23 protein-coding genes and 9 tRNA genes are annotated in these 23,633 nt (G+C 60.0%); 11 read left to right on the plus strand and 21 right to left on the minus strand.

Translation table 11 applies throughout. From position 1 onward, the window contains the following. Positions 1-249: 249 nt before the first annotated feature. From J9889_RS17325 to yqfB, 3 genes are all read right to left on the minus strand, one after another. Positions 250-636: a DUF1622 domain-containing protein gene (locus J9889_RS17325; RefSeq protein ID WP_010673839.1), complete on the minus strand. Its 387-nt coding sequence runs from the start codon at positions 634-636 to the stop codon at positions 250-252. Positions 637-697: 61 nt separating this feature from the next. Next, on the minus strand, positions 698-1,618 hold the full coding sequence (locus J9889_RS17330; protein ID WP_202040626.1) for an alpha/beta hydrolase: 921 nt from the start codon (positions 1,616-1,618) through the stop codon (positions 698-700). Between the two features lie 87 nt (positions 1,619-1,705). Continuing rightward, positions 1,706-2,038, minus strand: a complete 333-nt coding sequence (gene yqfB, locus J9889_RS17335; protein ID WP_202040627.1) for a N(4)-acetylcytidine aminohydrolase — start codon at positions 2,036-2,038, stop codon at positions 1,706-1,708. Between the two features lie 270 nt (positions 2,039-2,308). Here yqfB and J9889_RS17340 point away from each other — a divergent pair, with 270 nt between their 5' ends. Continuing rightward, a complete protein-coding gene (locus tag J9889_RS17340; RefSeq protein WP_042878180.1) occupies positions 2,309-4,141 on the plus strand; it encodes an SLC13 family permease in 1,833 nt (610 codons plus the stop codon). Positions 4,142-4,385: 244 nt separating this feature from the next. On the opposite strand, the gene J9889_RS17345 is transcribed toward J9889_RS17340, so the two are convergent. The 14 genes from J9889_RS17345 to lolB all read right to left on the minus strand — a co-directional run bounded on the left by J9889_RS17345 (position 4,386) and on the right by lolB (position 10,222). After that, positions 4,386-4,469, minus strand: a tRNA-Leu gene (locus J9889_RS17345). An 8-nt stretch (positions 4,470-4,477) separates the two neighbouring features. Beyond that, positions 4,478-4,554, minus strand: a tRNA-Met gene (locus tag J9889_RS17350). A gap of 36 nt (positions 4,555-4,590) precedes the next feature. Further along, positions 4,591-4,665 (minus strand) — tRNA-Gln (locus tag J9889_RS17355). Positions 4,666-4,711: 46 nt separating this feature from the next. Further along, positions 4,712-4,788, minus strand: a tRNA-Met gene (locus tag J9889_RS17360). Between the two features lie 39 nt (positions 4,789-4,827). Next, positions 4,828-4,902 (minus strand) — tRNA-Gln (locus J9889_RS17365). A 41-nt stretch (positions 4,903-4,943) separates the two neighbouring features. After that, positions 4,944-5,018, minus strand: a tRNA-Gln gene (locus J9889_RS17370). Between the two features lie 42 nt (positions 5,019-5,060). Further along, positions 5,061-5,135 (minus strand) — tRNA-Gln (locus J9889_RS17375). Between the two features lie 8 nt (positions 5,136-5,143). Beyond that, positions 5,144-5,220 (minus strand) — tRNA-Met (locus tag J9889_RS17380). A gap of 235 nt (positions 5,221-5,455) precedes the next feature. Further along, a complete protein-coding gene (gene ychF, locus J9889_RS17385) occupies positions 5,456-6,547 on the minus strand; it encodes a redox-regulated ATPase YchF (protein ID WP_010673843.1) in 1,092 nt (363 codons plus the stop codon). Positions 6,548-6,678: 131 nt separating this feature from the next. Then, positions 6,679-7,275: an aminoacyl-tRNA hydrolase gene (gene pth / locus J9889_RS17390; RefSeq protein ID WP_210557495.1), complete on the minus strand. Its 597-nt coding sequence runs from the start codon at positions 7,273-7,275 to the stop codon at positions 6,679-6,681. Between the two features lie 249 nt (positions 7,276-7,524). Next, on the minus strand, positions 7,525-8,472 hold the full coding sequence (locus J9889_RS17395) for a ribose-phosphate pyrophosphokinase (protein WP_010673845.1): 948 nt from the start codon (positions 8,470-8,472) through the stop codon (positions 7,525-7,527). Positions 8,473-8,711: 239 nt separating this feature from the next. Continuing rightward, positions 8,712-8,786: transfer RNA gene (locus J9889_RS17400), tRNA-Gln, on the minus strand. Further along, positions 8,766-9,644 carry a 4-(cytidine 5'-diphospho)-2-C-methyl-D-erythritol kinase gene (gene ispE, locus J9889_RS17405; protein WP_210557511.1) on the minus strand — a complete coding sequence of 293 codons (879 nt, stop codon included), beginning with the start codon at positions 9,642-9,644 and terminating at the stop codon, positions 8,766-8,768. Before ispE ends, J9889_RS17400 begins: the two co-directional genes overlap by 21 nt. Beyond that, positions 9,644-10,222, minus strand: a complete 579-nt coding sequence (gene lolB / locus J9889_RS17410; RefSeq protein ID WP_210557497.1) for a lipoprotein insertase outer membrane protein LolB — start codon at positions 10,220-10,222, stop codon at positions 9,644-9,646. The genes ispE and lolB overlap by 1 nt, the downstream gene beginning before the upstream one ends. 125 nt (positions 10,223-10,347) lie before the next feature. On the opposite strand from lolB, the gene hemA reads away from it, so the two are divergent. The 7 genes from hemA to J9889_RS17445 all read left to right on the plus strand — a co-directional run bounded on the left by hemA (position 10,348) and on the right by J9889_RS17445 (position 17,474). After that, positions 10,348-11,607 (plus strand): glutamyl-tRNA reductase, encoded by a 1,260-nt coding sequence (hemA, locus tag J9889_RS17415; protein WP_210557500.1) that lies wholly within the window; start codon positions 10,348-10,350, stop codon positions 11,605-11,607. 50 nt (positions 11,608-11,657) lie between these two features. Beyond that, entirely contained in the window at positions 11,658-12,746 is a 1,089-nt protein-coding gene (gene prfA, locus J9889_RS17420; protein ID WP_210557502.1) for a peptide chain release factor 1, read from the plus strand. Then, positions 12,746-13,579, plus strand: coding sequence for a peptide chain release factor N(5)-glutamine methyltransferase (gene prmC / locus J9889_RS17425; protein ID WP_039039602.1), 834 nt, complete (start codon positions 12,746-12,748; stop codon positions 13,577-13,579). Before prfA ends, prmC begins: the two co-directional genes overlap by 1 nt. A gap of 42 nt (positions 13,580-13,621) precedes the next feature. After that, positions 13,622-14,005 (plus strand): SirB2 family protein, encoded by a 384-nt coding sequence (locus J9889_RS17430; RefSeq protein WP_210557504.1) that lies wholly within the window; start codon positions 13,622-13,624, stop codon positions 14,003-14,005. Between the two features lie 11 nt (positions 14,006-14,016). Continuing rightward, positions 14,017-14,817: a tetratricopeptide repeat protein gene (locus J9889_RS17435; RefSeq protein ID WP_210557507.1), complete on the plus strand. Its 801-nt coding sequence runs from the start codon at positions 14,017-14,019 to the stop codon at positions 14,815-14,817. An 11-nt stretch (positions 14,818-14,828) separates the two neighbouring features. Then, entirely contained in the window at positions 14,829-15,683 is an 855-nt protein-coding gene (gene kdsA / locus J9889_RS17440; protein ID WP_048207171.1) for a 3-deoxy-8-phosphooctulonate synthase, read from the plus strand. 507 nt (positions 15,684-16,190) lie between these two features. Then, a complete protein-coding gene (locus J9889_RS17445; RefSeq protein ID WP_210557509.1) occupies positions 16,191-17,474 on the plus strand; it encodes a dicarboxylate/amino acid:cation symporter in 1,284 nt (427 codons plus the stop codon). 78 nt (positions 17,475-17,552) lie between these two features. On the opposite strand, the gene grcA is transcribed toward J9889_RS17445, so the two are convergent. Then, on the minus strand, positions 17,553-17,933 hold the full coding sequence (gene grcA / locus J9889_RS17450) for an autonomous glycyl radical cofactor GrcA (RefSeq protein WP_010673855.1): 381 nt from the start codon (positions 17,931-17,933) through the stop codon (positions 17,553-17,555). 608 nt (positions 17,934-18,541) lie between these two features. Here grcA and ung point away from each other — a divergent pair. Together ung and J9889_RS17460 are read left to right on the plus strand one after the other, a co-directional pair. After that, positions 18,542-19,222: a uracil-DNA glycosylase gene (ung, locus tag J9889_RS17455; protein WP_167825169.1), complete on the plus strand. Its 681-nt coding sequence runs from the start codon at positions 18,542-18,544 to the stop codon at positions 19,220-19,222. Positions 19,223-19,382: 160 nt separating this feature from the next. Beyond that, the gene (locus J9889_RS17460; protein WP_182935382.1) at positions 19,383-19,928 is read left to right on the plus strand and encodes a hemerythrin domain-containing protein; all 546 of its coding nucleotides are present in this window, start codon (positions 19,383-19,385) and stop codon (positions 19,926-19,928) included. Positions 19,929-20,024: 96 nt separating this feature from the next. On the opposite strand, the gene J9889_RS17465 is transcribed toward J9889_RS17460, so the two are convergent. Both J9889_RS17465 and tal read right to left on the minus strand, forming a co-directional pair. Further along, complete coding sequence (locus tag J9889_RS17465; protein WP_010673858.1) at positions 20,025-20,204, minus strand: DUF3545 family protein; 180 nt, start codon at positions 20,202-20,204, stop codon at positions 20,025-20,027. A gap of 180 nt (positions 20,205-20,384) precedes the next feature. Further along, positions 20,385-21,335: a transaldolase gene (gene tal / locus J9889_RS17470; protein WP_010673859.1), complete on the minus strand. Its 951-nt coding sequence runs from the start codon at positions 21,333-21,335 to the stop codon at positions 20,385-20,387. Between the two features lie 724 nt (positions 21,336-22,059). Between tal and J9889_RS17475 the strand changes: the two genes are divergently transcribed. Beyond that, on the plus strand, positions 22,060-23,490 hold the full coding sequence (locus tag J9889_RS17475; RefSeq protein WP_042880806.1) for a sodium:alanine symporter family protein: 1,431 nt from the start codon (positions 22,060-22,062) through the stop codon (positions 23,488-23,490). Positions 23,491-23,493: 3 nt separating this feature from the next. Here J9889_RS17475 and J9889_RS17480 read toward each other — a convergent pair. Then, positions 23,494-23,633, minus strand: a 140-nt coding sequence (locus J9889_RS17480) for a transposase (RefSeq protein WP_210537942.1), incomplete at its 5' end; no start/stop codon positions are given.

A 23,633-nucleotide genomic window follows, 5' to 3' on the forward strand; every position in this document is an offset into this window, starting at 1 on the left:
GTGTGCTAACGCCAGGAATCGCATGCGTTTCCTGGCGTTGGTTTCTGCCTTGGCGAGGGCCAAGAAATCGATTGGATCGGACATACTGAGTACAGTGAAACCAGAATAGAGCAATTAGATCACATCTTTAATCTGATTGGTATGATGGTTGCTATCGGATACAAAGAGGGCTCCCCGCGGGGAGCCCTCTTCATGGGATCAGGCTGGTGCCTTTCCTTCCGTGTCGTGGCCTTGTGCCACTCAGCCCGCTCATCGGGCGTCGGGGCGGGAAGGTGACCTGACAGGCTCGGGTTGCTGGCGCTCGGCCTGGGCATCGAGCTCCTTGCCGAGGAAGTAGTTCAGGAAGGTGCGGATGACCGCGATGATGGCGAGGCGCACCAGCTCCTCCTTGCTCGGCGCCACCGTGGTGGCCAGGATGTCGGCGGCGAGCTGGAACTCCAGCGCCAGGATAAGCCAGCTGCCGAAGCAGAGGCGGATACGGGGAAAGCCGGGCTCGTGATCCCGCACTCTGGCCGCCAGCCAGAGGGTCTTGCCAAGGCCGATGACCACGCAGGCGATGGAGATGATCTCCAGCAGCAGCTGGAACAGCTCCACCCCGTGCATCATACCCTCTTTCAGGCTCGCTATCTCGAACACGCGGGTTACCTCTCTGATTCAAAAGAGACACTTTTAACACGGCATGGGGGCCGGTTCCAACTCAGAGTCTTCTGAGCATCATGGCTATCTGGTCGATGAGCTGACGAGCGGCAGGGCTGATGGCCGCCAGTTGGAAGTAGCCGTGGATGACGCCATGCTGCCGCTGGCAAGTGGCATCGACGCCAGCCTGCACCAGCTTGCCATACAGGGCTTCCCCTTCGTCGCGCAGCGGATCATATTCCGCCGTGACGATATGGGTCGGCGGTAATCCTGACAGGGCGGGATGGAGGAGCGGGCTGGCTTCGGGATGGCTGGGGGGCAGGCTGCCAAGGTAGGCGTGAAAACCGCTTGCGAGCATGTCCCGGGTGATGAGGTAGTCGTCACCGAGATCGCGGTAGCTTTGGCTCTCGCAGAGGGCATCCAGCATGGGATAGAGAAGCAGCAGGGCCTTGGGCAAGGGGGCGTTGGCAGCCTTGAGCCGCAAGGTGGTGATCAGGGCGAGATGACCCCCTGCGCTGTCGCCGGCAATGGCGAGACGTGCCGGATCCCCATGCCATTTCTCCACCTCGGCCATGATGGCCCGCGTGGCGGCCAGCGCATCGTCGTGAGCTGCAGGATAGGTGTGTTCCGGGGCGAGGCGGGTGTGTACGGCGAAGATCAGGGCACTGGCCCGGTTGCACAGCATCCGCATCTGGCGATCGTGGGTCTCGAAATCCCCGCTGACAAAACAGCCGCCGTGAAAATAGATCAGCACCGGATACGCGGGGTCCGGTTTGTCTGCGGGCCGATAGCAGCGGATGGCGTGGTGATCGGCCTGCCATTCCTCGATGGCGCCCACCTCTTCTCGCTCACCGCCCAACAGGGCAGAGGCAAGGTAGCCTTCACGGCGCGCCTGCCAGCTCAGCTGGCTCGCCTTGGGACGACCTGCGGCGATGAAGTCTGCCACCATGGCTGCGATGGCCGGTTCGAGTTGTTTTTCCATAAGACACCAATGACTGTATATAAAAACAGTCATTGTGCGCTTTTGGCCCGTGAGCGCAACCGGCGTTAGCTGAGGCAGCTCACAAAATCAGGCTTCAATCAGCACGAATTCAATCACATAGAGGGGCGGCAGTACGGGGTAGATATCGCGGATCACATCTTTAAGCTCGGGGAGGGTCATGTTCTCCTGACGGGCGTGCTCGTCGCTCAGCGCCTCGAAGGCGACCGCCTTGACCGAGATGACTTCAATGGTGCCAAAAGGCTGGTGTTCCGGGTTGGTGAACAGGGCCAGGCGCTGGCCGGGCCGCCAGTTTGCCTCGCTCTCGTCGCGGATGGTGATGGTCTTTCGGCCAGCCTGGATGTCGGCGACAAAGCGGCTGAAGAAGGTGAATGCCGGGTAGGCCGGGGTGTGCTGGGTCATGTCGTCTCCGAAGGGCAAGGGGTGAGAGGGCGGCTCAGGCCGCGGCGGGCCCATTTTAGGAGGGGAGGGGGGAGCGTGCAGCACTTTTTACCCCGACATGTGAAGGGCGACCGACTGCGTTCACTGCTCGGTAAAATGGCCGCAACTGAACCTGAATGTGAGATGATGCGGCCTCCTCTTTCTTGATATGTAACAAATCAGGGGGACGGGCTCTGTGGTCTGATGGCGTCCGAGGCCGGCCGTGGTTGACGTTGAACAAAAGGAGCAAGTGTGAATTCCGAGTTGATCTGGGTGCTCAGCATGCTGGTGGGTGCCATTCTCCTGTTTATTACCAACAAGGTCCGCATGGACGTGGTCGCCTTGTTGATCATCATCCTGTTCGTGTTGAGCGGCACCCTGACCCTGCCGCAGGCGCTGGCAGGATTCAGCGATCCCAACGTCATTCTGATTGCCGCCCTGTTCGTGGTGGGGGAGGGGCTGGTGCGTACCGGCATCGCCTATCAGGTGGGAGATGCCCTGGTGAAGGTGGCCGGCAGCAGCGAAACCCGCATGCTGGTGCTGCTGATGGTGGCGGTGGCGACCCTGGGGGCCGTGATGAGTTCGACCGGGGTGGTGGCCATCTTCATCCCCGTGGTGCTGAGCGTGGCGAACCGGATGGGGATCCCGGCGGGCAGACTGATGATGCCGCTCGGCTTTGCCGGCCTTATCAGCGGCATGATGACGCTGGTGGCAACCCCTCCCAACATGGTGGTGAACAGTGAACTGATGCGCCACGACATCCAGGGGTTCGGCTTCTTCGGCTTCACCCCCATGGGGGTCATCATTCTGGGGATGGGGATCCTCTACATGCTGCTGATGCGCACCTCCTTGGTGCGTGAAGGAGAGGAGGGCAAGGGCAAGCAGATGGGACGCAGCACCATGCGGGATCTCATCCGTGACTACCGGCTGGCGGGGCGCGCACGCCGACTGGCGATCCGGCCCGACTCCCCCCTGATCGGCCAGACCCTGGACGAGCTGCAATTGCGTGCCCGCTTCGGGGCCAACGTCATCGGGATGGAGCGCTGGCGCAAGTTCAGGCGGGTGATGGTCAGTGTCACCGGGGTGACCGAGTTCCAGGCCAAGGACGTGCTGCTCATCGACATGTCGGATCCCGAGGTGGATGTGCGGGAGTTTTGCAGCGAGGCGCGGCTCGAGCCCATGATATTGCGCGGGGAGTATTTCTCCGACCAGGCGCGGGAGGTGGGCATGGCGGAGGTCTCCCTCATCCCTGGCTCCCGGCTGCTCGGCAAGAGCATCCGCGAGGTGACCTTCCGTTCCCGTTACGGTCTGAGTGTGGTGGGGATCCGCCGGGATGGAGAGGCGCTGACCGGCAAGCTGGTGGACGAGGCGCTGCAGATGGGGGATACCCTGCTGGTGGTGGGGAACTGGAGCCTCATTCGTCAGTTGCAGACCCATCATCGCGATTTTCTGCTGCTGGGCCTGCCTGCGGAAGTGGACGAGATGGCGCCTGCCCGCAGCCAGGCCATTCACGCCCTGATTGCCCTCGGGGTCATGATAGTGCTGATGGTGACGGATCCCGTGCCCAACGTGATCGCGGCGCTCATCGCCTGCCTGCTGATGGGCAAGTTCCGCTGCATCGATCTGGAGAGCGCCTACAAGTCCATCCACTGGCCGACCCTGATCCTCATCGTGGGCATGCTGCCCTTTGCCCTTGCATTGCAGCAGACCGGCGGGGTGGATCTCATCGTCGGCGCGCTCATCTCGGCGGTGGGGGAGATGGGCCCCAGGGTGATGCTGGCCAGCCTCTTCGCGCTCTGTGCCGTCATCGGGCTCTTCATCTCCAACACGGCAACGGCGGTGCTGATGGCGCCCATCGCGCTGGGGACGGCCCATCAGATGGGGGTGTCGCCTTATCCCTTTGCCATGACCATCGCCATCGCCGCCTCGGCAGCCTTCATGACGCCGGTCTCGTCGCCGGTCAACACCCTGGTGCTGGGCCCGGGCAATTACAAGTTCATGGACTTCGTGCGCATTGGCGTGCCCTTCACCCTGCTGGTGATGGTGGTGAGCGTCATCGCCATCCCCTGGTTCTTCCCGTTCTGACGACAGTAAATGATATGGCGGCCTGCGGGCCGCCTTTTTATTGCCCGCAGCGCTCTGCGAGATGAAAAGGGCGGCATCACGCGGGAGCAGTGCATAACGCCATCGCAGAGGAGAACACAAGGCACAGCCGTTGATACATGTGGTGGCGTTGCAGGCGCGCGATGGCGTGGAGAGGGGAAGAAGAGCGGCAAACGCCGGATACAAAAAAACCAGCCTGAGCTGGTCTGTTTGGCACTGCTTTCGATGGTGCGGAAGGAGAGACTCGAACTCTCACGCCTAGGGCGCCAGAACCTAAATCTGGTGCGTCTACCAATTTCGCCACTTCCGCAAGAATAATGGTGGCTATGACGGGATTCGAACCTGTGACCCCCGCATTATGAGTGCGATGCTCTAACCAACTGAGCTACATAGCCGTCTTGTGCACGACTTGCGTCGAATACAAGCAAAAATGGCTGGGGCACTAGGATTCGAACCTAGGTATGGCGAGATCAAAACCCGCTGCCTTACCGCTTGGCGATGCCCCAACAGTGTTCTTTGCAATCGGATGATTGAAGGAACGTTTTTCAAACATGGTGGCTATGACGGGATTCGAACCTGTGACCCCCGCATTATGAGTGCGATGCTCTAACCAACTGAGCTACATAGCCGTTTGTTGTCAACCACAAACGTGGAAGAGAACAGAAAAATGGCTGGGGTACTAGGATTCGAACCTAGGGATGGCGAGATCAAAACCCGCTGCCTTACCGCTTGGCGATACCCCAACAGCGATGCTTGACATAGACTGTCACACATCAATCAAAAATGGCTGGGGTACTAGGATTCGAACCTAGGGATGGCGAGATCAAAACCCGCTGCCTTACCGCTTGGCGATACCCCAACGACGATGCCTGACAGAGACCATCAAACATCATTCAAAAAATGGCTGGGGTACTAGGATTCGAACCTAGGGATGGCGAGATCAAAACCCGCTGCCTTACCGCTTGGCGATACCCCAACTAGAGATGGTGGCTATGACGGGATTCGAACCTGTGACCCCCGCATTATGAGTGCGATGCTCTAACCAACTGAGCTACATAGCCAACCGTGCTTCCAGTGAGTCGTTGCCTCGTCACTGTGCGGCCGGAATTATGCGTATCTGGCTCTGGGGCGTCAACCCTTTTTTTGTTTGAAAAAACGAATTTGGGTGCGTTTGGCGAGTTATTGGCCGCTGTCGTGCAAAAGCCCAACAATCTGGTTTTTTTTACGACATTCGCACCCAGATCGCGCCTCTGGCCAGATAAAAAAGAGGCCAGCAAATGCTGGCCTCTCATGGGGTTAGACGTTGAACAGGAAGTTCATGATATCGCCATCCTTGACGATGTAGTCTTTCCCTTCCGCGCGCATCTTGCCTGCTTCCTTGGCGCCTTGCTCACCCTTGTAGGTGATAAAGTCGTCGAAGGCGATGGTCTGGGCGCGAATAAAGCCTTTTTCGAAGTCGGTGTGGATCTTGCCAGCGGCCTGCGGGGCGGTGGCACCTACGGGAATGGTCCAGGCGCGCACTTCTTTCACACCGGCGGTGAAGTAGGTCTGCAACTTGAGCAGCTCGTATCCAGAACGGATCACCCGGTTCAGGCCCGGCTCCTCGATGCCCAGATCCGCCATGAACTCGGCGCGGTCTTCGTCGTCCAGCTCGGCGATGTCCGCCTCGATGGCGCAGCAGACGACCACGACAACGGCGTTCTCGGCGGCGGCTATCTCACGGACCTGATCCAGATAGGGATTGTTCTCGAAGCCATCTTCCGCCACGTTGGCGATGTACATGGTGGGTTTGAGGGTCAGGAAGTTGAGGTGGCTGACGGCGTCCAGCTCATCCTTGTCCAGCTTCATGCCGCGGATCATCTGGCCGTTTTCCAGGGCAACCTTGATCTTCTCCAGCACTTCCACTTCCAGCTTGGCATCCTTGTCGCCGCCCTTGGCACGCTTGGACTGGCGATTGATGGCGCGCTCGCAGGCATCCAGGTCGGAGAGGGCCAGCTCGGTGTTGATGACCTCGATGTCGTCGGCCGGGGAGACCTTGCCCGCCACGTGGACGATGTTCTCGTCCTCGAAGCAGCGCACCACGTGACCGATGGCTTCGGTTTCACGGATGTTGGCCAGGAACTGGTTGCCAAGGCCTTCGCCCTTGGAGGCACCGGCCACCAGGCCGGCGATGTCCACGAACTCCATGGTGGTAGGCACGACACGCTGCGGATTGATGATGGCCGCCAGCTGGTCGAGGCGGGGATCCGGCATGGGGACCACACCCGTGTTCGGCTCAATGGTGCAGAACGGGAAGTTGGCGGCTTCGATGCCGGCCTTGGTCAGCGCATTGAACAGGGTGGATTTGCCTACATTGGGCAGGCCCACGATACCGCATTTAAAACCCATGGATTGTTACCTTGTTGATGGATGCTTCAAGGGGCCGCGCGGGCGGCCCGTGTCGTGTTGCTTGACCCCGAGGCGAGGGATCTCGCCAGGAGCCGGTCATCTTGAACAGCCTGGTCATGCAGGCTGAAGGCCTAGACTTTCTCGGCCTTGAAACTGTGCAGGCGATTCATGGCCTTCGTCATGTCCTGCTTGAACAGGATGTCGGTGGCGCGCAGGGATTCGTCCAGCGCGGCCTCGATCAGACTCTGCTCACTGCTGGGCGCCTTGGTCAGCACGAAGCCGGCGACCAGCTCCTTGGCGCCCGGATGGCCGATGCCAAGGCGCAGCCGGAAGAAGTTATTGTTGTTGCCCATCCTGGCGATGATGTCCTTGAGGCCGTTATGGCCGCCGTGACCGCCCCCTTGCTTGAACTTGGCGATGCCGGGAGGCAGGTCCAGCTCGTCGTGGGCCACCAGGATCTCCTCCGGGGCGATCTGGTAGAAGCGCGCGAGCGCCGCCACGGCCTTGCCGGAGAGATTCATGTAGGTGTTCGGGATGAGCAGCCGCACATCCTGCCCGTCCACCTGGAAGCGGGCGGTGTGGCCGAAGAACTTGGGCTCTTCGCGCAGGCTGACATTGTGCCAGCGTGCCAGTTGCTCCACATACCAGGCGCCCGCATTGTGGCGGGTCTTGGCATATTCGGGGCCGGGATTACCCAGCCCGACAATCAGTTTGATTTGACTTGTCACGCTTGATGTCTTCACTCGCTACTTGCCATGGGCGGATGACCCGGGGCAATGGGACGCAATATTCTAGCCGCCGAGTGGCGATCACTCAACCAAAGTGCGGCAAGGTCGGGGAAAAGCCGGACAGAAGGGCTCGGGTGGGGTGGCTCGTCCGAGGTTTTCGTCTCTTGCCGAGTGGAGGTTGGCGGCTGGCGCCAGGCACCCAAAAAAACAAAAACCGCCATTCGGCGGTTTTTGTCACGACAGGGTCTATCAATGCTCGAACATGGCAGAGATGGACTCTTCGTTGCTGATGCGGCGAATCGCTTCGGCCAGCACGGAGGAGAGGGTCAGCTGCTTGACCTTGCCGACTGCCTTCATCTCCGGGGTGAGCGGGATGGAGTCGGTGATGATCAGCTCGTCGATGACCGAATTCTTGATGTTTTCAACGGCGGTGCCGGAGAAGACAGGGTGGGTTGCATAGGCGAACACGCGCTTGGCACCACGCTCTTTCAGCGCTTCGGCCGCTTTGCACAGGGTGCCGCCGGTGTCGATCATGTCGTCGACGATGACGCAGTCACGACCGGCTACGTCGCCGATCAGGTGCATGACCTGGGAGACGTTCGGACGGGGACGACGCTTGTCGATGATGGCGATGTCGGTGTCGTCCAGCAGCTTGGCGATGGCACGGGCACGGACCACGCCGCCGATGTCCGGTGACACGACCACGGGGGATTCGAGGTTCTTGGCCTTCATGTCTTCCAGCAGCACCGGGCTGCCGAACACGTTGTCGACGGGGACGTCGAAGAAGCCCTGGATCTGCTCGGCATGCAGGTCAACGGTCAGCACACGGTCCACACCCACGCTGGAGAGGAAGTCGGCGACGACCTTGGCGGTGATGGGCACACGGGCGGAGCGGACGCGGCGGTCCTGACGGGCATAACCAAAGTAGGGGATAACGGCAGTGATACGGCCAGCTGAAGCACGACGCAGTGCATCCACCATGACGATCAATTCCATCAAATTGTCGTTGGTCGGGGCACAGGTGGATTGAATGATGAAGATATCGCCACCGCGTACATTCTCGTTGATCTGTACGCTGATCTCGCCGTCGCTAAAGCGACCTACGGCAGCATTGCCGAGTTTGATAAACAGGCGATCTGCGATCTTCTGGGCTAGTTCCGGCGTTGCGTTACCAGCAAACAGCTTCATGTCAGGCACGGTTTGAAACCTCGGGGTTGCATCCAGTATGTGGGGAGTCTGATTTTAGACCCGTATCGTTTGGGGGCAAACGATTTAGCAAGATGACGGACAAGGTCTCTGGGCGATGTCGAGGATGGCGTCTCATCACCCGCAGGGTGGGTGGACGGGAATCCAGCTTGAGCGCCATCGCGTCAGATTGGCCCAAGACACATCGACGAGGTCAACACCTCCCGATACGGCCTCAACAAGGAGAGAGTTGGCTGGGGTACTAGGATTCGAACCTAGGAATGGCGAGATCAAAACCCGCTGCCTTACCGCTTGGCGATACCCCAATCACTCACTTGTTGCAAAGTGACGAAGAGTGGTGATATGTTCTCGCCCTTGGCGACAAACCCATCCCAGCCTTCCGGCACTCTTGCCAACACCTTCCGAGCAGCCATTTCGTCTTCAAATCGAGCAAAGACGCAGGCGCCAGTGCCCGTCATTCTTGACGGCGCGTATTCTAGCAACCAGCCGAGCGCATTGGCAACCTCGGGGTGGCGCTTTTTCACCAGCAGTTCGCAATCGTTTTTCCACTCTCCTGCCAGCAGATTTTCCAGGGTCATCTTGGGGGTGTTGCGGGGCAGGTCGGGATCCTGGAACACGGCGGCGGTGGCCACATGGCAATCCGGCTTGAGTACCAGGTACCAGGCATCCGGCACCTCGATCTGTTGCAACCGCTCCCCCACGCCCTCGGCGAAGGCGGCCTTACCCCGCACGAACACCGGCACGTCGGCGCCCAGCTGCACGCCGAGCTCGGCCAGCTCGTCTTCACTCAAGCCGGCTTGCCAGAGGTGGTTCAAGGCCACTAGGGTGGTGGCCGCGTCCGACGAGCCGCCCCCGATGCCGCCTCCCATGGGCAGTACCTTCTCCAGCCGGATATGGGCTCCCTGCGGACTGGCCAACCGGTTCTGCAACAGTCGCGCAGCCCGGATGATAAGGTTTTGTTCATCGGGCACGCTGGGAATGGCCGGGCTCAAGGTGAGCTGGTCGCTGCCGGGGATCGGCTCGAATTCGAGCCAGTCGCCGTGATTGAGGAAGATGAAGAGGGTCTGCAGTTCGTGGTAGCCATCGGGGCGGCGGCCGTTGACGTGCAGGAAGAGGTTCAGCTTGGCCGGGGCGGGCCAGCGGATCGGCGCCGGGTCGTGCATCATGGTGCCAGGGTCCACTCGTTGATCTGCAGCTTGAGACGGCTCTCCTGCCCGGTCATGGTGAGCAGGTGGGGCAGGCGATAGCCGTCTTGATCCCGATAGTCCCCGTAGACGATCTGCCACTGGCCGTCGCGCACGCTGGCGAGGCTGGCATCGGGGTTGAGCTCGAATTCGGCCTGCCCCGGCAATCCCTTGATCCACTCAGGCAGCCCGGCCACCGGAATGTGCCAGCCGGTGAGCTGATAGACCAGGAGCTCGGCATCCGGGCTCTGGTGCTGTTTTCCGTCGTTGTCGAGCAGAGTCACCTCGCCGCCGGTGCGGGAGAGTTCCAGAATATGGGTGCCGATGAGGCTGGTGAGGTTGAGGCGATAGTCATCGCCGTTCTGCTGCCAGTTGAGGCGGGCGCTGCCCTTCTGGCGGGCGGTGATGATGGCCATCTTGCCCGACAACTGCCAGTGTGTGAGGCGTTCGAGGCGGGCGCGCTCCTGCTGCCAGTTGACCTGATCCCGCTGGGGTTGGGTGGTGGTACAGCCCGCCAGCACCAGCAGGCAGGCGAGGGAGAAGATACGCAACAACAAGGTGGAGCTCCGCAGATGAGGTTTGCGACAGTATAAGGGGCGGCCGTATTGCTTTTAAAGACTTACCCTTTCTCGTACAATTGTCGGCCTCTACACCCTGTGCATGAAACGATCATCACCCACCCATGAGTCTGCTTGCCCTCGGAATCAACCACAACACCGCCAGTGTCGCCTTGCGGGAGCGGGTCGCCTTTGGCCCGGACCGCATCGATCGCGCCCTGCGTGAGCTGGTGGAGCAGCCTGGCGTCAGCGAGGCGGTGATCGTCTCCACCTGCAACCGCACCGAGCTCTATTGCAGCCTGGAGCAGGGGCAGGGGGAGCAGGTGCTGAACTGGTTGCAGCGGTTCCACGCGCTGGAGGCGAGCGAGGTGCTCTCCGCCATCTACCGGCACCAGGACGAGGAAGCGGTGCGACACCTGATGCGGGTGGCCTGTGGCCTCGACTCCCTGGTGCTCGGGGAGCCGCAGATCCTGGGGCAGATCAAGCAATCCTACGCCCACGCCCAGCAGGCGGATGCGGTGAAAGGATCCCTGGAGCGCCTGTTCCAGAAATCCTTCTCGGTGGCCAAACGGGTGCGCACTGACACCGAGATCGGCGCCAGCGCGGTGTCGGTGGCCTTCGCCGCCGTGAGCCTGGCCCGCCGTATCTTCTCCGATCTCTCCCAGACCAAGGTGCTGCTGGTGGGCGCCGGCGAAACCATCGAACTGGTGGCCCGCCACCTGCGCGAGCAGAGCGTGACCCGGATGATGGTGGCGAACCGCACCCTGCAACGGGCTCAGTTGCTGGCAGAGGAGTTCGGTGCCCAGGTAATGATCCTGGAGGAGATCCCGGACTACCTGCACGAGGCGGACATCGTCATCAGCTCCACGGCAAGCCCCCTGCCCATCATCGGCAAGGGCATGGTGGAGCGGGCGCTCAAGGCGCGTCGCTTCAAGCCCATGTTCCTGGTGGACATCGCCGTGCCCCGCGACATCGAAGCCGAGGTGGACGAGCTCTCCGATGCCTATCTCTACACGGTGGACGATCTGCAGGGCATCATCGAGCAGAACCTGGAGACCCGCAAGCGGGCGGCCGCCGAGGCGGAACTCATCGTGCAGGAAGAGCGCGACGAGTTCATGGGTTGGTATCGCAGCCAGCACTCGGTGGATCTCATTCGCGATTATCGCCATCAGTCACAGCAGGTCGCCGACGAAGAGTTGCAGCGGGCCCTGCTGGCCCTGCAACAGGGTGAAAATGCCGAGCAGGCGCTCAAGGCCATGGCCCATCGCCTCACCAACAAGCTGATCCACGCACCGACCCAGGCCCTGCGCCAGGCCGCCGCCCAGGGGGACAGCCACAAGCTGGCCCAACTGCGTCAGGTGCTGGGATTGTCACAAGAATCATAGTGTTGGGACGGCCCTTTGCCGTCCCGTCCTCCATCGAGAATCCAAGAGTCATGAACCCCTCATTGATCAGAAAGCTGGAAGGCCTCATCGAGCGCCATGAAGAAGTACAGGCCCTGCTCGGGGAGCCCGGGGTCGCCTCGGATCAGGACAGATACCGCGCCCTGACCCGGGAATACGCCCTGCTGGAAGATATCGTTCACGCCTTCCAGCGTTTCCGCCAGGCCGAAGAGAACCTCGAGACCACCCGGCTGATGCTGGAGGAAGAGGATGCCGAGCTGCGGGAGATGGCGCAAGAGGAACTGCCGCTCGCCAAGGCGACCTTCGAGGAGCAGGAGCAGGCGCTTCAGGTGATGCTGTTGCCGCGCGACCCCAAGGATGACAACAACTGCTATCTGGAGATCCGCGCCGGTGCCGGTGGCGACGAGGCGGCCATTTTCGCGGGGGATCTGTTCCGCATGTACTCCCGCTACGCCGAGCGTCAGGGGTGGCGTGTCTCCATCGTCAGCTGCAATGACGGCGAACACGGCGGCTACAAGGAGGTGATCGCCAAGGTGGACGGTGAGCACGTCTACGGCCGCCTCAAGTTCGAGTCCGGCGGCCACCGGGTGCAGCGAGTCCCCGAGACCGAATCCCAGGGCCGGGTGCACACCTCCGCCTGTACCGTGGCCGTGCTGCCGGAAGTGCCGGAAGCCGAGCAGGTGGAGATCAACCCCTCCGAGCTGAAGATCGACACCTTCCGCGCCTCCGGTGCCGGCGGCCAGCACGTCAACAAGACCGACTCCGCCATCCGCATCACCCACCTGCCCACCGGGCTGGTGGTGGAGTGCCAGGACGAGCGCTCCCAGCACAAGAACCGCGCCAAGGCGATGTCGGTGCTCTCCGCTCGCCTGCAGGCGGCCGAGGACGAACGCCATCGCGCCGCCGAGCAGAGTACCCGCCGCAACCTGGTGGGCTCCGGGGATCGCTCCGAGCGCATCCGCACCTACAACTATCCCCAGGGGCGTCTCTCCGAGCACCGGATCAACCTCACCCTCTATCGTCTGGGCGACATCCTGGAAGGGGATCTGGACTGCGTGATCACCCCCCTGGTGCAGGAGTATCAGGCGGATCAGCTCGCCTCCCTGGCCGAGAGCAACTGATGCAGATCCAGCAGGCCCGCGCCCATATCATGGCGACCCTGGCCTCCGGGGAATCCCCCCGTGCCGACGCCGATGCCCTGCTCTGTCATCTGCTGGATTGCCGGCGCAGCTATCTGATGACCTGGCCGGAGCACGAGCTCGATGCCGCCCAGCAGGCGACCCTGGCGGGCTGGCTTGCCCGTCGCCTCAATGGTGAGCCCATTGCCCACCTCATCGGTGAGCGGGAGTTCTGGTCGCTGCCGCTGAAAGTGAGCCCGGCCACCCTGATCCCGCGTCCCGATACCGAGGTGCTGGTGGAACAGGCGCTGGCCCGCCTGCCGGGCGGCCCCTGCGCCCTGCTGGATCTGGGCACGGGCACCGGTGCCATCGCCCTTGCGCTCAAGTCTGAGCGACCGGATGCCGATGTATGGGCGGTGGACAGGATGCCGGCCGCGGCCGCGTTGGCCCGCACCAACAGCGCCGCCCTGGGGTTGCCCATCGAAGTGCGCGACGGCAGCTGGTTTGCGCCGCTCTCGGATGCACCGCGCTTTGCGATGATCGTCTCCAACCCGCCTTACATCGACGGGACGGATCCCCATCTTCACGAGGGGGACGTGCGCTTCGAGCCGCGCTCCGCCCTGGTGGCGGAGGAGCAGGGGCTGGCGGATATCCGCCTCATCGTCACCCAGGCGCCCGCCCATCTGGTGCCAGGTGGCTGGCTGTTGCTGGAACACGGTTGGGATCAGGGGGAGGCGGTGCGTCAACTCCTGCTGCAACAAGGCTACGTCCAGGTGGAAACCGTGCGCGATTACGGCGATAACGAGCGGGTGACCCTGGGGCGCCTGGCTCAGTGATATGACGGGCGGGCCCGGTCTGCCCCTGTTCAAGGAAATTATATGTATGTTGTTCTCAAGCATCTGCACCTCACCCTGATTGCCGGGGCCGTGCTGATGTTTATCCTGCGCTTTTACTGGTTGCAGACCGGCTCCGCACTGGCAGGGGGCGCCCGCACCCTCAAGATCAGCGGCTGGCTCTACGGCCTGGTGGTGCTCTCCGGTGTGCTGCTTTGCATGGTGCTGGGTCTCAACCCCCTCAACAACGCCATTCCCTGGCTGGCCGAGAAGCTGACGTCCATCCTGGTGGTGGCGTTTCTGGCCATAATGGCGCTGCGCCTGGCCCGCAGCAACGGCATCCGCTGGTTTGCCTTCTTGGGCGCACTGGGGTGGATCTTCTTTATCGCCAAGATTGCGGTGCAAAAGCAGGCCAGCCTGTTCGGCTAGGAAGGATGACGATGATACGTGTGGATGAGTGGACCGACTTCGAGGCTCACGATCTGGCCGAGCTGGCGCTGTCGGTGAGCGACGAGATCCGGGGCCATGGCGGCACGGGAGAGACCGAGCTTGCCCTCCTCGATGCCTGGCTGGACGAGACGATTGCCGAGGGAGACTGCGACGAGGTGCGCCGTCAGCTGTTGCAGGGTTTCTACCAGACCCTGGGCTTTCGTGGCGACTGGCAGGATTACTTCTCGTCCGCCAACTGCGATCTGGACCAGGTGCTGGCAAGGCGCAAGGGGATCCCGGTCAGTCTCGGCATCCTCCTCATCCAGCTGGGTCGCAAGATAGGGCTGGATGTGGAGGGGATCTGCTTCCCCGGTCATTTCCTCCTGAGTTTTGCCGGTCTGGACGGGGAGGTCTATGTGGACCCCTTCACCGGTGATGAACTGAGCCGGCACCGCATCGAACTGCTGCTGCGCGGTGCCCTCGGCAACCTGGCGAGTCTGAGCGATGATCATCTGCAGCCATCGGGGCAGTGGGAGATCATCGAGCGCTTGCTCAATGTCAGCAAGGGCGCCCTGCTGCGCGAGGAGCGCATGACGGAGGCGCTGCGCTGCAGCGAGCTGCTGCTGCGCATGAAGCCCGGCGATCCGCTGGAGACGCGGGATCGGGGCTTCATCTATGAGCAACTCGATTGCCCGCGCTTTGCCGCCGACGATTTCGAATACTTTATTGAACAATGCCCTGATGATCCCGTGGCCGATGTGCTGAAAACCCAGCTGGCCACCCTGGACCTCAGTCCCAAGCCCCTCCATTAAGGATCCCTGAGATGGAACAGAAGAATATCAAGGTCAACCAGATCGACGTCGCCAACGACAAACCTTTCGTGCTGTTCGGCGGCATGAACGTGCTGGAATCCCGCGACATGGCGATGGCGGTGTGCGAGAAGTACGTGGAAGTGACCAGCAAGCTCGGCATCCCGTTCGTCTTCAAGGCGAGCTGGGACAAGGCCAACCGCTCCTCCATCCACTCCTATCGCGGCCCGGGTCTGGAAGAGGGGATGAAGATCTTCCAGGAGCTGAAAGCGACCTTCGGCATGCCGGTGATCTCCGATCTGCATGAGCCCCATCAGGCCAAACCGGTCGCCGAGGTGGTCGACGTCATCCAGCTGCCCGCCTTCCTGGCGCGCCAGACCGATCTGGTAGAGGCCATGGCCCGCACCGGCAACGTCATCAATATCAAGAAGCCGCAATTCCTGAGCCCAAGCCAGATGAAGAACATCACCGACAAGTTCGAGGAGTGTGGCAACGATCGCCTGATCCTCTGCGAGCGCGGTGCCAACTTCGGCTATGACAACCTGGTGGTGGACATGCTGGGTCTGGGCGTCATGAAGAAGAGCACCGGCGGCTATCCGGTCATCTTTGACGTCACCCACTCCCTGCAGTGCCGTGATCCCCTGGGGGCGGCCTCCGGCGGTCGCCGCGAGCAGGTGACCGAGTTGGCCCGTGCCGGCATGGCGGTGGGCCTGGCCGGTCTCTTTATCGAATCCCACCCGGATCCGAAAATTGCCCGCTGCGACGGCCCGAGCGCCCTGCCGCTGGAGAAGCTGGAAGGCTTCCTCAAGCAGATGAAGGCCATCGACGATCTCGTCAAGAGCTTCGAGCCCCTCGATACCTCCGCCTGATCGCGATTTTTACTATCAAAAATGCCCCGCCATGCGGGCAATGCTGTTCACTTAAGAGAATTTGAGTTCCAGTCCACGTAGTATCAGGACAAAAAATCGAGGGAGGCATGATGCCTCCCTCTTTCTATTGCAAGCCCCGCTGGATAAAGGCTGGAGGAAGATCGACTGGACACAGCCTTGCCCCCTCAACTCAAATCCAATTTATGAATAATCAGTCAAAAAAGTGCTTATCTGAACAGCATTGCCGCCATGCGGGGCATTTTTATTTCCGTCATTTTCATTTGGTGCTCTTCGGCGTCCATTGCGACCATGTTTCCGTGGTGTTAATGATGTTAAATATATTGTGTGATTGATGTCTCTTATTTGCTTCTTATGACATGCAAAAGTAGCGACCGTCAGGATGGCAAAAAGGTATGAAGCGGGTGAGATAACCCTATTTCTCGCCGCAGACTGCTGCATGCGTTATTTGCTGTCAGTGGAGTCACACTTATTAACAGGACGTTGAGCATGCACAAGAAAATTGTCAGTAGCCTCTATTTTCAGGTGATATTGGCAATCACCATCGGAATATGTCTGGGACATGTCTATCCGAGTCTGGGCGCAGATATGAAACCCCTTGGTGATGGCTTCGTTAAATTAATCAAGATGATCATCGCCCCCGTCATTTTTTGTACCGTGGTCACCGGCATTGCCGGCATGGAAAGCATGAAGGCGGTGGGCAAAACCGGTGCCATTGCGCTGATCTATTTTGAAGTGGTGAGCACCCTGGCCCTGATCATCGGTCTGTGCGTGGTCAACGTGCTGCAGCCAGGGGCCGGTATGAATGTGGATCCCTCCTCACTCGACGCCAGCGCCATCTCCGTCTATGCGGATCAGGCCCAGTCCCAGGGGATAATTCCCTTCCTGCTGGATGTGATACCGGCCAGCGTCATCGGTGCCTTTGCCGGCGGCAATATACTCCAGGTGTTGCTGTTTGCCGTCCTGTTCGGATTTTCCCTGCATCATATCGGGGAGAAGGGAAAACCCATCTTCAATATCATCGATGGTTTCTCCCAGGTTATTTTCGGCATCATCAACATGATCATGAAACTGGCGCCGATCGGGGCATTTGGCGCCATGGCATTCACCATAGGGAAATACGGTATTGGTTCTTTGGTTCAGCTGGGACAATTAATTGCTAGTTTCTATCTGACCTGCCTGCTGTTTATTTTTCTGGTGCTCGGCAGTATCGCCAAAGCCAATGGCTTCAGCATTGTGCGCTTTATTGCCTATATCCGGGAAGAGCTGTTGATCGTGCTCGGAACATCCTCGTCGGAATCCGTATTACCGCGCATGCTGGTGAAAATGGAGGCGCTGGGCTGCAAGAAATCGGTGGTGGGTCTGGTGATCCCGACCGGTTACTCATTCAACCTGGACGGCACCTCCATCTATCTGACCATGGCCGCCGTCTTCATCGCCCAGGCGACCAACACCCCGCTGGACCTGTTCCATCAGCTCACCCTGCTGGTGGTGCTGCTTATCTCCTCCAAGGGGGCGGCCGGAGTCACGGGGAGTGGCTTCATCGTGCTGGCAGCCACCATCTCGGCGGTAGGGCATCTGCCGCTGGCCGGGCTGGCGCTGATCCTCGGGATTGATCGCTTCATGTCGGAGGCGCGCGCCCTGACCAACCTCATCGGCAACGGGGTGGCGACCCTGGTGGTGGCCCGTTACTGCGATCAGCTCGACGAGGCCACCATGCAGGACGCCCTGGTGAAACCCGTGGTGGCAAGGCCGGTGGACCTGCGAAGCTGACCCAGGTTCCGGCGGCGATCATCACCCATGAAAAAACGGCCCGAGGGGGCCGTTTTTTATCTCTTTACGCAGGGCGCTTTACAGGCTCTGGGTGAAGGTGCGGGTGACCACGTCACGCTGCTGCTCCGGGGTCAGGGCGTTGAAACGCACGGCGTAACCGGAGACGCGGATGGTGAGCTGCGGGTATTTTTCCGGGTTGGCGATGGCGTCTTCCAGGGTTTCGCGGCGCAGTACGTTGACGTTCAGGTGCTGACCCCCTTCGACCACAGGCTCTTGCTGAACCGGCAGTTCACGGTATTCGAATTGACCCAGGTCGGAGAGGCTGACTTCCTGATCGGCGGCAAAGCTGTCGCCCTTGGCGCAGATGCAGCGAGCTTGTTGTTTCTCTTCGTCCAGCAGCCAGAAAGAGTTCAGCAGAGCGGCGTTGGCGGACTGGGTGATTTGGATGCCCTTGATCATGGTATGACTCCTCATAGGAAAGCGGATTCAACGGTAAGCACATTACCCTGATGTTTTTAAACCACCTCTTGGAAGGAATGATTTAACGGGGCCTTGCCTTACACCTTTACTTCGTTGGGGCCATATATACCACGACGGTAATATTACGAAAATTGATCCAAATCAATAAAACCCCATTTTGCGTGCATTGAAAGGGATTAAATCATTGAGTTGAATCAAAAACAGATCATTTTTCTGTTTTTGTAAGATATATGGATTATGCATTTTTTATTATTCATATCTAGTAATTTAACTACACCTTTAGGGTTTATTTCTGGCGTCAGCGAAAACCGGCCTGCCCATGAGGCCTGTCCGAAGGACGTCCTGTTATTCCTGTGTCGACGCAGCCTCGGTCATTGCCCGTGAACGCCGCCGCCACTTCCCAGGCTGGCAAGGCTGAGCCTGACCTCCATGCGGTTGCGTCTTGGGGGCGAGGACCCTATCCTGAGCCCCTTGCTCTATTGACCGAGGAGATAGCGGTGCCAAGCTGGACAGAAGGCGGGGAGTGGGGAGAGGCTGGCATGCCAGCCAGGATGGAAGGAGTGGATCCACAACGAGAGGAGACGGGTGTGCTGACCTGGAAAGATGTGATTGGTTCGGAGAAAGAGCAGGCGTATTTCATGGACACCCTGGCCACCGTCAGGGCCGAGCGGGAGGCGGGCAAGGTGATCTATCCCCCGGCGACCGAGGTCTTCAATGCCTTCAAACTGACCGAGCTGGATGACGTCAAGGTGGTGATCCTGGGGCAGGATCCCTATCACGGCCCGGACCAGGCGCACGGCCTCTGTTTCTCCGTCTTGCCCGGAGTGCGCACGCCGCCGTCCCTCGTCAACATCTACAAGGAGATGCAGCGGGATCTGCCGGGTTTTGTCACACCCCATCACGGCTTTCTGGAGTCCTGGGCCAAACAGGGGGTGCTGCTGCTCAATACCGTGCTGACGGTCCAGGCGGGCCAGGCCCACTCCCATGCCCACCTGGGGTGGGAGACCTTTACCGATCGTGTCATCGAGCGGATCAATGCCCATTGCCAGGGAGTCGTCTTCCTGCTGTGGGGCGCTCATGCCCAGAAGAAAGGGCGCTTCATCGACCGGTCGCGCCACCATGTGCTGAGCGCCCCCCATCCCAGCCCGCTCTCTGCCCATCGCGGTTTCATCGGTTGCGGCCACTTCTCCGAGGCCAATCGCCTGCTGGTCCAGCAGGGACGCAGTCCCATCGACTGGCTCTCGGTCTGCGCCGATCCGGCGGCCTGACGCCTTGAATGCACAGGGGAAATGGTCTCCCCTGTGCCCCCTGTGGTGAGAGGCTGGTGCAGCCGCTGTCTGCATCCGACTTGATTGAGTGCAAAGTTCAGGCAATAAATGACCGTATACTCGAGACAGACGTTTTCTCATTTCAGTGCAAGGAGTGCCCATGTTATCCAGTCTGCATAAGGACCATCTCAACATCACCCGGTTGCTGTCGCTGCTCAAGCAAAAGCTGGCGGCCATTCGCAATGAGCAGCCGGTGAGCTACTTCCTGCTGCGGGATGTGGTGGATTATCTGCGCGAGGTATCCGACAAGTACCACCACCCGAAGGAAGACATGATTTATGACTACTACCTGAAATACAGGGTGGTGGAGGGGGAGGTGGCCAACCGGCTGCACGAGGAGCACGCCCGTCTGCTGGATGCAGGGACCGAGCTCAAGGAGATGGTGGAGATGATCCTGATGGACGCGGTCATCCCGCTGGATCAGTTCGTGGCCCGTCTGGAGCAGTTCATCGAGCAGCAGGAGGCGCACATGAACTATGAGGAAGGGGTCATCTTCCCCCATCTGCGCGACTCCCTGACCGAGGATGACTGGCGTCATCTCGAACAGCTCTGGCAGAACCGGGCCATCAATGATCCCCTGTTCGGGGCGGAGGTAAGCCAGCACTTCCAGGCGCTGGCCAAACAGCTCTCGCTGCCTGCAGCCTGACAGGAGGTTCACCTATAAAAACAGCGCCCCGGTCAATCCGGGGCGCTGTTTTTATGGCTCCACTCGTTGGAGTGAAACATGGGCGACGTGGGCGTATCAGAGCTCCAGGTCGTCCGATCCTTCATAGGCGATGTCGATGGCCTGCAGCTCCTTTTGCAGGCGGTGCTTGTCTTTAAGCGCCTCAATCTCACGCCATTTGCGTTTTTTTCCCGTTGTCCCGCGGCTACGTGAACCCAGCTCAACGACCTCGTCAAAATCGAAGTTGAACATGTCCATGGCTCCCTCCTTGGTTTTATGGTTTTCACCATCCGTATAACACGACGCCTTTGAAAATAAAACGTTTTTATGACGAAGTTGTGACAACCGGAAACAGGAACAAAAAAACCGAGCTGCCCTTTCGGGAGCCCGGTTTTTGCGGCGCCACTTCGCTCTGTGAGAGCCGTGTGGCGAGCAGCCTTACAGGTGGCTTGCCAGCATGGTTTCCAGCTTGCCCTGGTCTATGGCGAACAGGCGGATGCCTTCCCCCAGTTTCTCTACGGCCATGGCGTCCTGGTTCAGCTCCCAGCGGAATTCGGCTTCGGTCATCGGGGCCGGTTTGGCTGTGCGCTCGCCGGTGTAGTCCAGCTTGCGCACCACGGTGCCTTCAGCCTTGCTCAGCTCTTCCAGCAAAGCGGGGCCAATGGTCAGGCGGTCGCAGCCGGCCAGTTCCAGGATTTCGCCGGTGTTGCGGAAGCTCGCGCCCATGACCACGGTCGGGTAGTCGTGCTGCTTGTAGTAGTTGTAGATGGCGGTGACGGAGACCACGCCCGGATCTTCACTGGCGGTGTAGTCACGGCCGTTCTTGGCCTTGTACCAGTCGAGGATGCGGCCCACGAACGGGGAGATGAGGAAGGCGCCGGCTTCGGCACAGGCACGAGCCTGGGCGAAGGAGAACAGCAGGGTCAGGTTGCACTGGATACCCTCTTTCTCCAGCACCTCGGCGGCACGGATCCCTTCCCAGGTGGAGGCCAGCTTGATCAGGATGCGATCATTGCTGATGCCGGCTTCGTTGTAGAGGCGGATCAGCTTGCGGGCCTTGGCGATGCTGGCGTCGGTGTCGAAGGAGAGGCGGGCGTCCACTTCGGTGGAGATGCGGCCCGGAACGATTTTCAGCACTTCGAGGCCGATGTTGACCGCCAGCTTGTCGCCTGCGTCGATGATTTGCTGTGCCTTGTCCTGGCTCTGGGATTTGGCCCAGGCAATGGCGTCCTGGATCAGGGCTGCGTACTCGGGGATCTCGGAGGCCTTGAGTACCAGAGAGGGGTTGGTGGTGGCATCGATGGGCTGGTAGCGCTTGATGGCTTCGATGTCGCCGGTATCGGCAACCACTGTGGTCAGGGCTTTCAGCTGGGTCAATTTATCGGCCATGGCAAATATCATCTCTTTATGAGGGAGCAATCCCAGGGTGGCAGGCATGAGACGGCAGTTCTGAAATTAAATTACAAGATCCCGGCGGCTCAGGCTCAGAAAGGGGCGATGGGCAGGCCCCATCGTCATTGCCTGCCTAATTAATACGGATGTGGCGCATCCTGCAATAGGGGGGCTTGTATGCGAATCAGCTAGGTGGTGAAAGCGGTACCGGCTGTCTGGTGAAAGTGTTTGATAAAAAACGAGTTTTATTCATGGTGTGGCGGCTGGCTCCGACATGGAAAAGCGCAATTATTTTGGTGGATTCATAAATTTGTGCGGGAGGTCACATAAATAGTTCTGTCAGCTACTTGAAATTTAATTACGTGTAAAACGTTTTGCGTTACAACCCCTTGCCGATGAGGCATGAGAGGCAAACGCTTGTCTCCCTGGTTTCGTTTCACTCAACGGTTTTTACCCCCATGGGATGAGTTGTAAAATGGTTCTCTATTGGCTCTAATTTGTGTGGGGCTGGGTTGCGCATCAATTTTTGTTGATTTATTGCGTGCTAAATGAAGCTTTTTTGCATCAAATTGCTCGTTTTTTGTCTCCCCGGTGAGCCCTGTCACTATTCTGAATTCCCTCGCTATGCTAGATTCCGCCCCTTCGGCGCAATGCTGGTTCGGAAATTGACAGAGAGCGGTCAGCGCAGACTGGCCATGGATGTGATAACAACGAGAGAATTATGGACACCTTGATTGCAATGATTAACGACCTGATGTGGGGAGCCGTGCTCATTTACCTGCTGATCGGGGTCGGTATCTTCTTTACCTTCCGCCTGGGTTTTATCCAGATCCGCCACTTCGGCCACATGTTCTCGGTCCTGCGCAACAGTCGCAAATCCGACAGCGCCGGCATCTCCTCCTTCCAGGCTCTGTGTACCAGCCTGGCGGCCCGTGTCGGGACGGGCAATCTGGCCGGTGTGGCCGTCGCCATCTATCTGGGTGGCCCTGGCGCCGTCTTCTGGATGTGGCTGATCGCCTTCATCGGCATGGCCACCGCCTTCGTGGAGAGCACCCTGGCCCAGCTCTACAAGGTCAAGGATGAGGATGGCAACTACCGGGGCGGCCCCGCCTACTACATGGAGCGCGGCCTCGGCATGCGCTGGATGGGGGTGGTCTTCTCCCTCTGCCTGCTGCTGGCCTTCGGTCTGGTGTTCAACGCGGTGCAGGCCAACTCCATCAGCCTGGCCATGAACGTCGCCTTCGGCATCCCTGACTGGGTGAGCGGTCTGGCCCTGGTGGTGCTCTCCGGTCTCATCATCTTCGGCGGCATTCGCGGCATCGCCCGCTTTGCCGAGCTGGTGGTGCCCTTCATGGCGCTGGCCTACATCCTGATGGCGCTGTTCGTGGTGTTCATGAACATCAGCGAGCTGCCGAGTATCTTCGCCCTCATCATCAAGTCTGCGTTCGGCATCGAGCAGGCAGGTTCCGGCGCCATGGGCTATGCCATCTCCCAGGCGATGATCAACGGCATCAAGCGCGGCCTCTTCTCCAACGAGGCGGGCATGGGCTCTGCCCCCAATGCTGCCGCCACCGCCACCCCCTATCCGCCGCACCCGGCCTCCCAGGGCTATGTGCAGATGCTGGGGGTCTTCCTCGATACCATCGTCATCTGTACCTGTACTGCCGCCATCATCCTGATGTCCGGCCAGTTCGAGCCGGGCTCCGGCGTGACCGGTGTCGAGCTGACCCAGCGTGCGCTCTCCTCCCAGGTGGGCGGCGGTGGCAACATCTTCATCGCAGCGGCCATTTTCTTCTTCGCCTTCACCTCCATCGTGGCGAACTACTCCTATGCGGAGACCAACCTGGTGTTCCTCGAGCACAACCACAAGGGCGGCCTGATGCTGTTCCGGATGTTCGTGCTGGGCATGGTGATGTTCGGCTCCGTGGGCGAGCTGCCGACCGTGTGGGCTCTGGCGGATGTCTCCATGGGGCTGATGGCCATCGTCAACCTGGTGGCCATCCTGCTGCTCTCCGGTGTCGCCATCAAGCTGGCCAAGGACTACAACGACCAGCTCAAGGTGGGCCGCGTGCCGACCTTCGATGCCAACAAATACCCCGAGCTGCGCAGCCAGCTGGAAGAGGGGATCTGGGACAACCCGGGCAAGAAATAAGGTTCATCGCGGCTTTCCGGGGAAGGCCGCCTTGATTTTCAGAAAAAAGTATTCTGAGTCCCTAAATCCATATGCCATGCGCTTTATCACTTTGATCTTGTTGTTCACCCCTTCCAGCACACTCGTGTGCATCGGGTAGTTTG

The sequence above is a fragment of the Aeromonas sp. PrichA-15 genome (assembly GCF_017939245.1).
In the GTDB taxonomy this organism is placed as follows: Bacteria; Pseudomonadota; Gammaproteobacteria; order Enterobacterales; family Aeromonadaceae; genus Aeromonas; species Aeromonas caviae.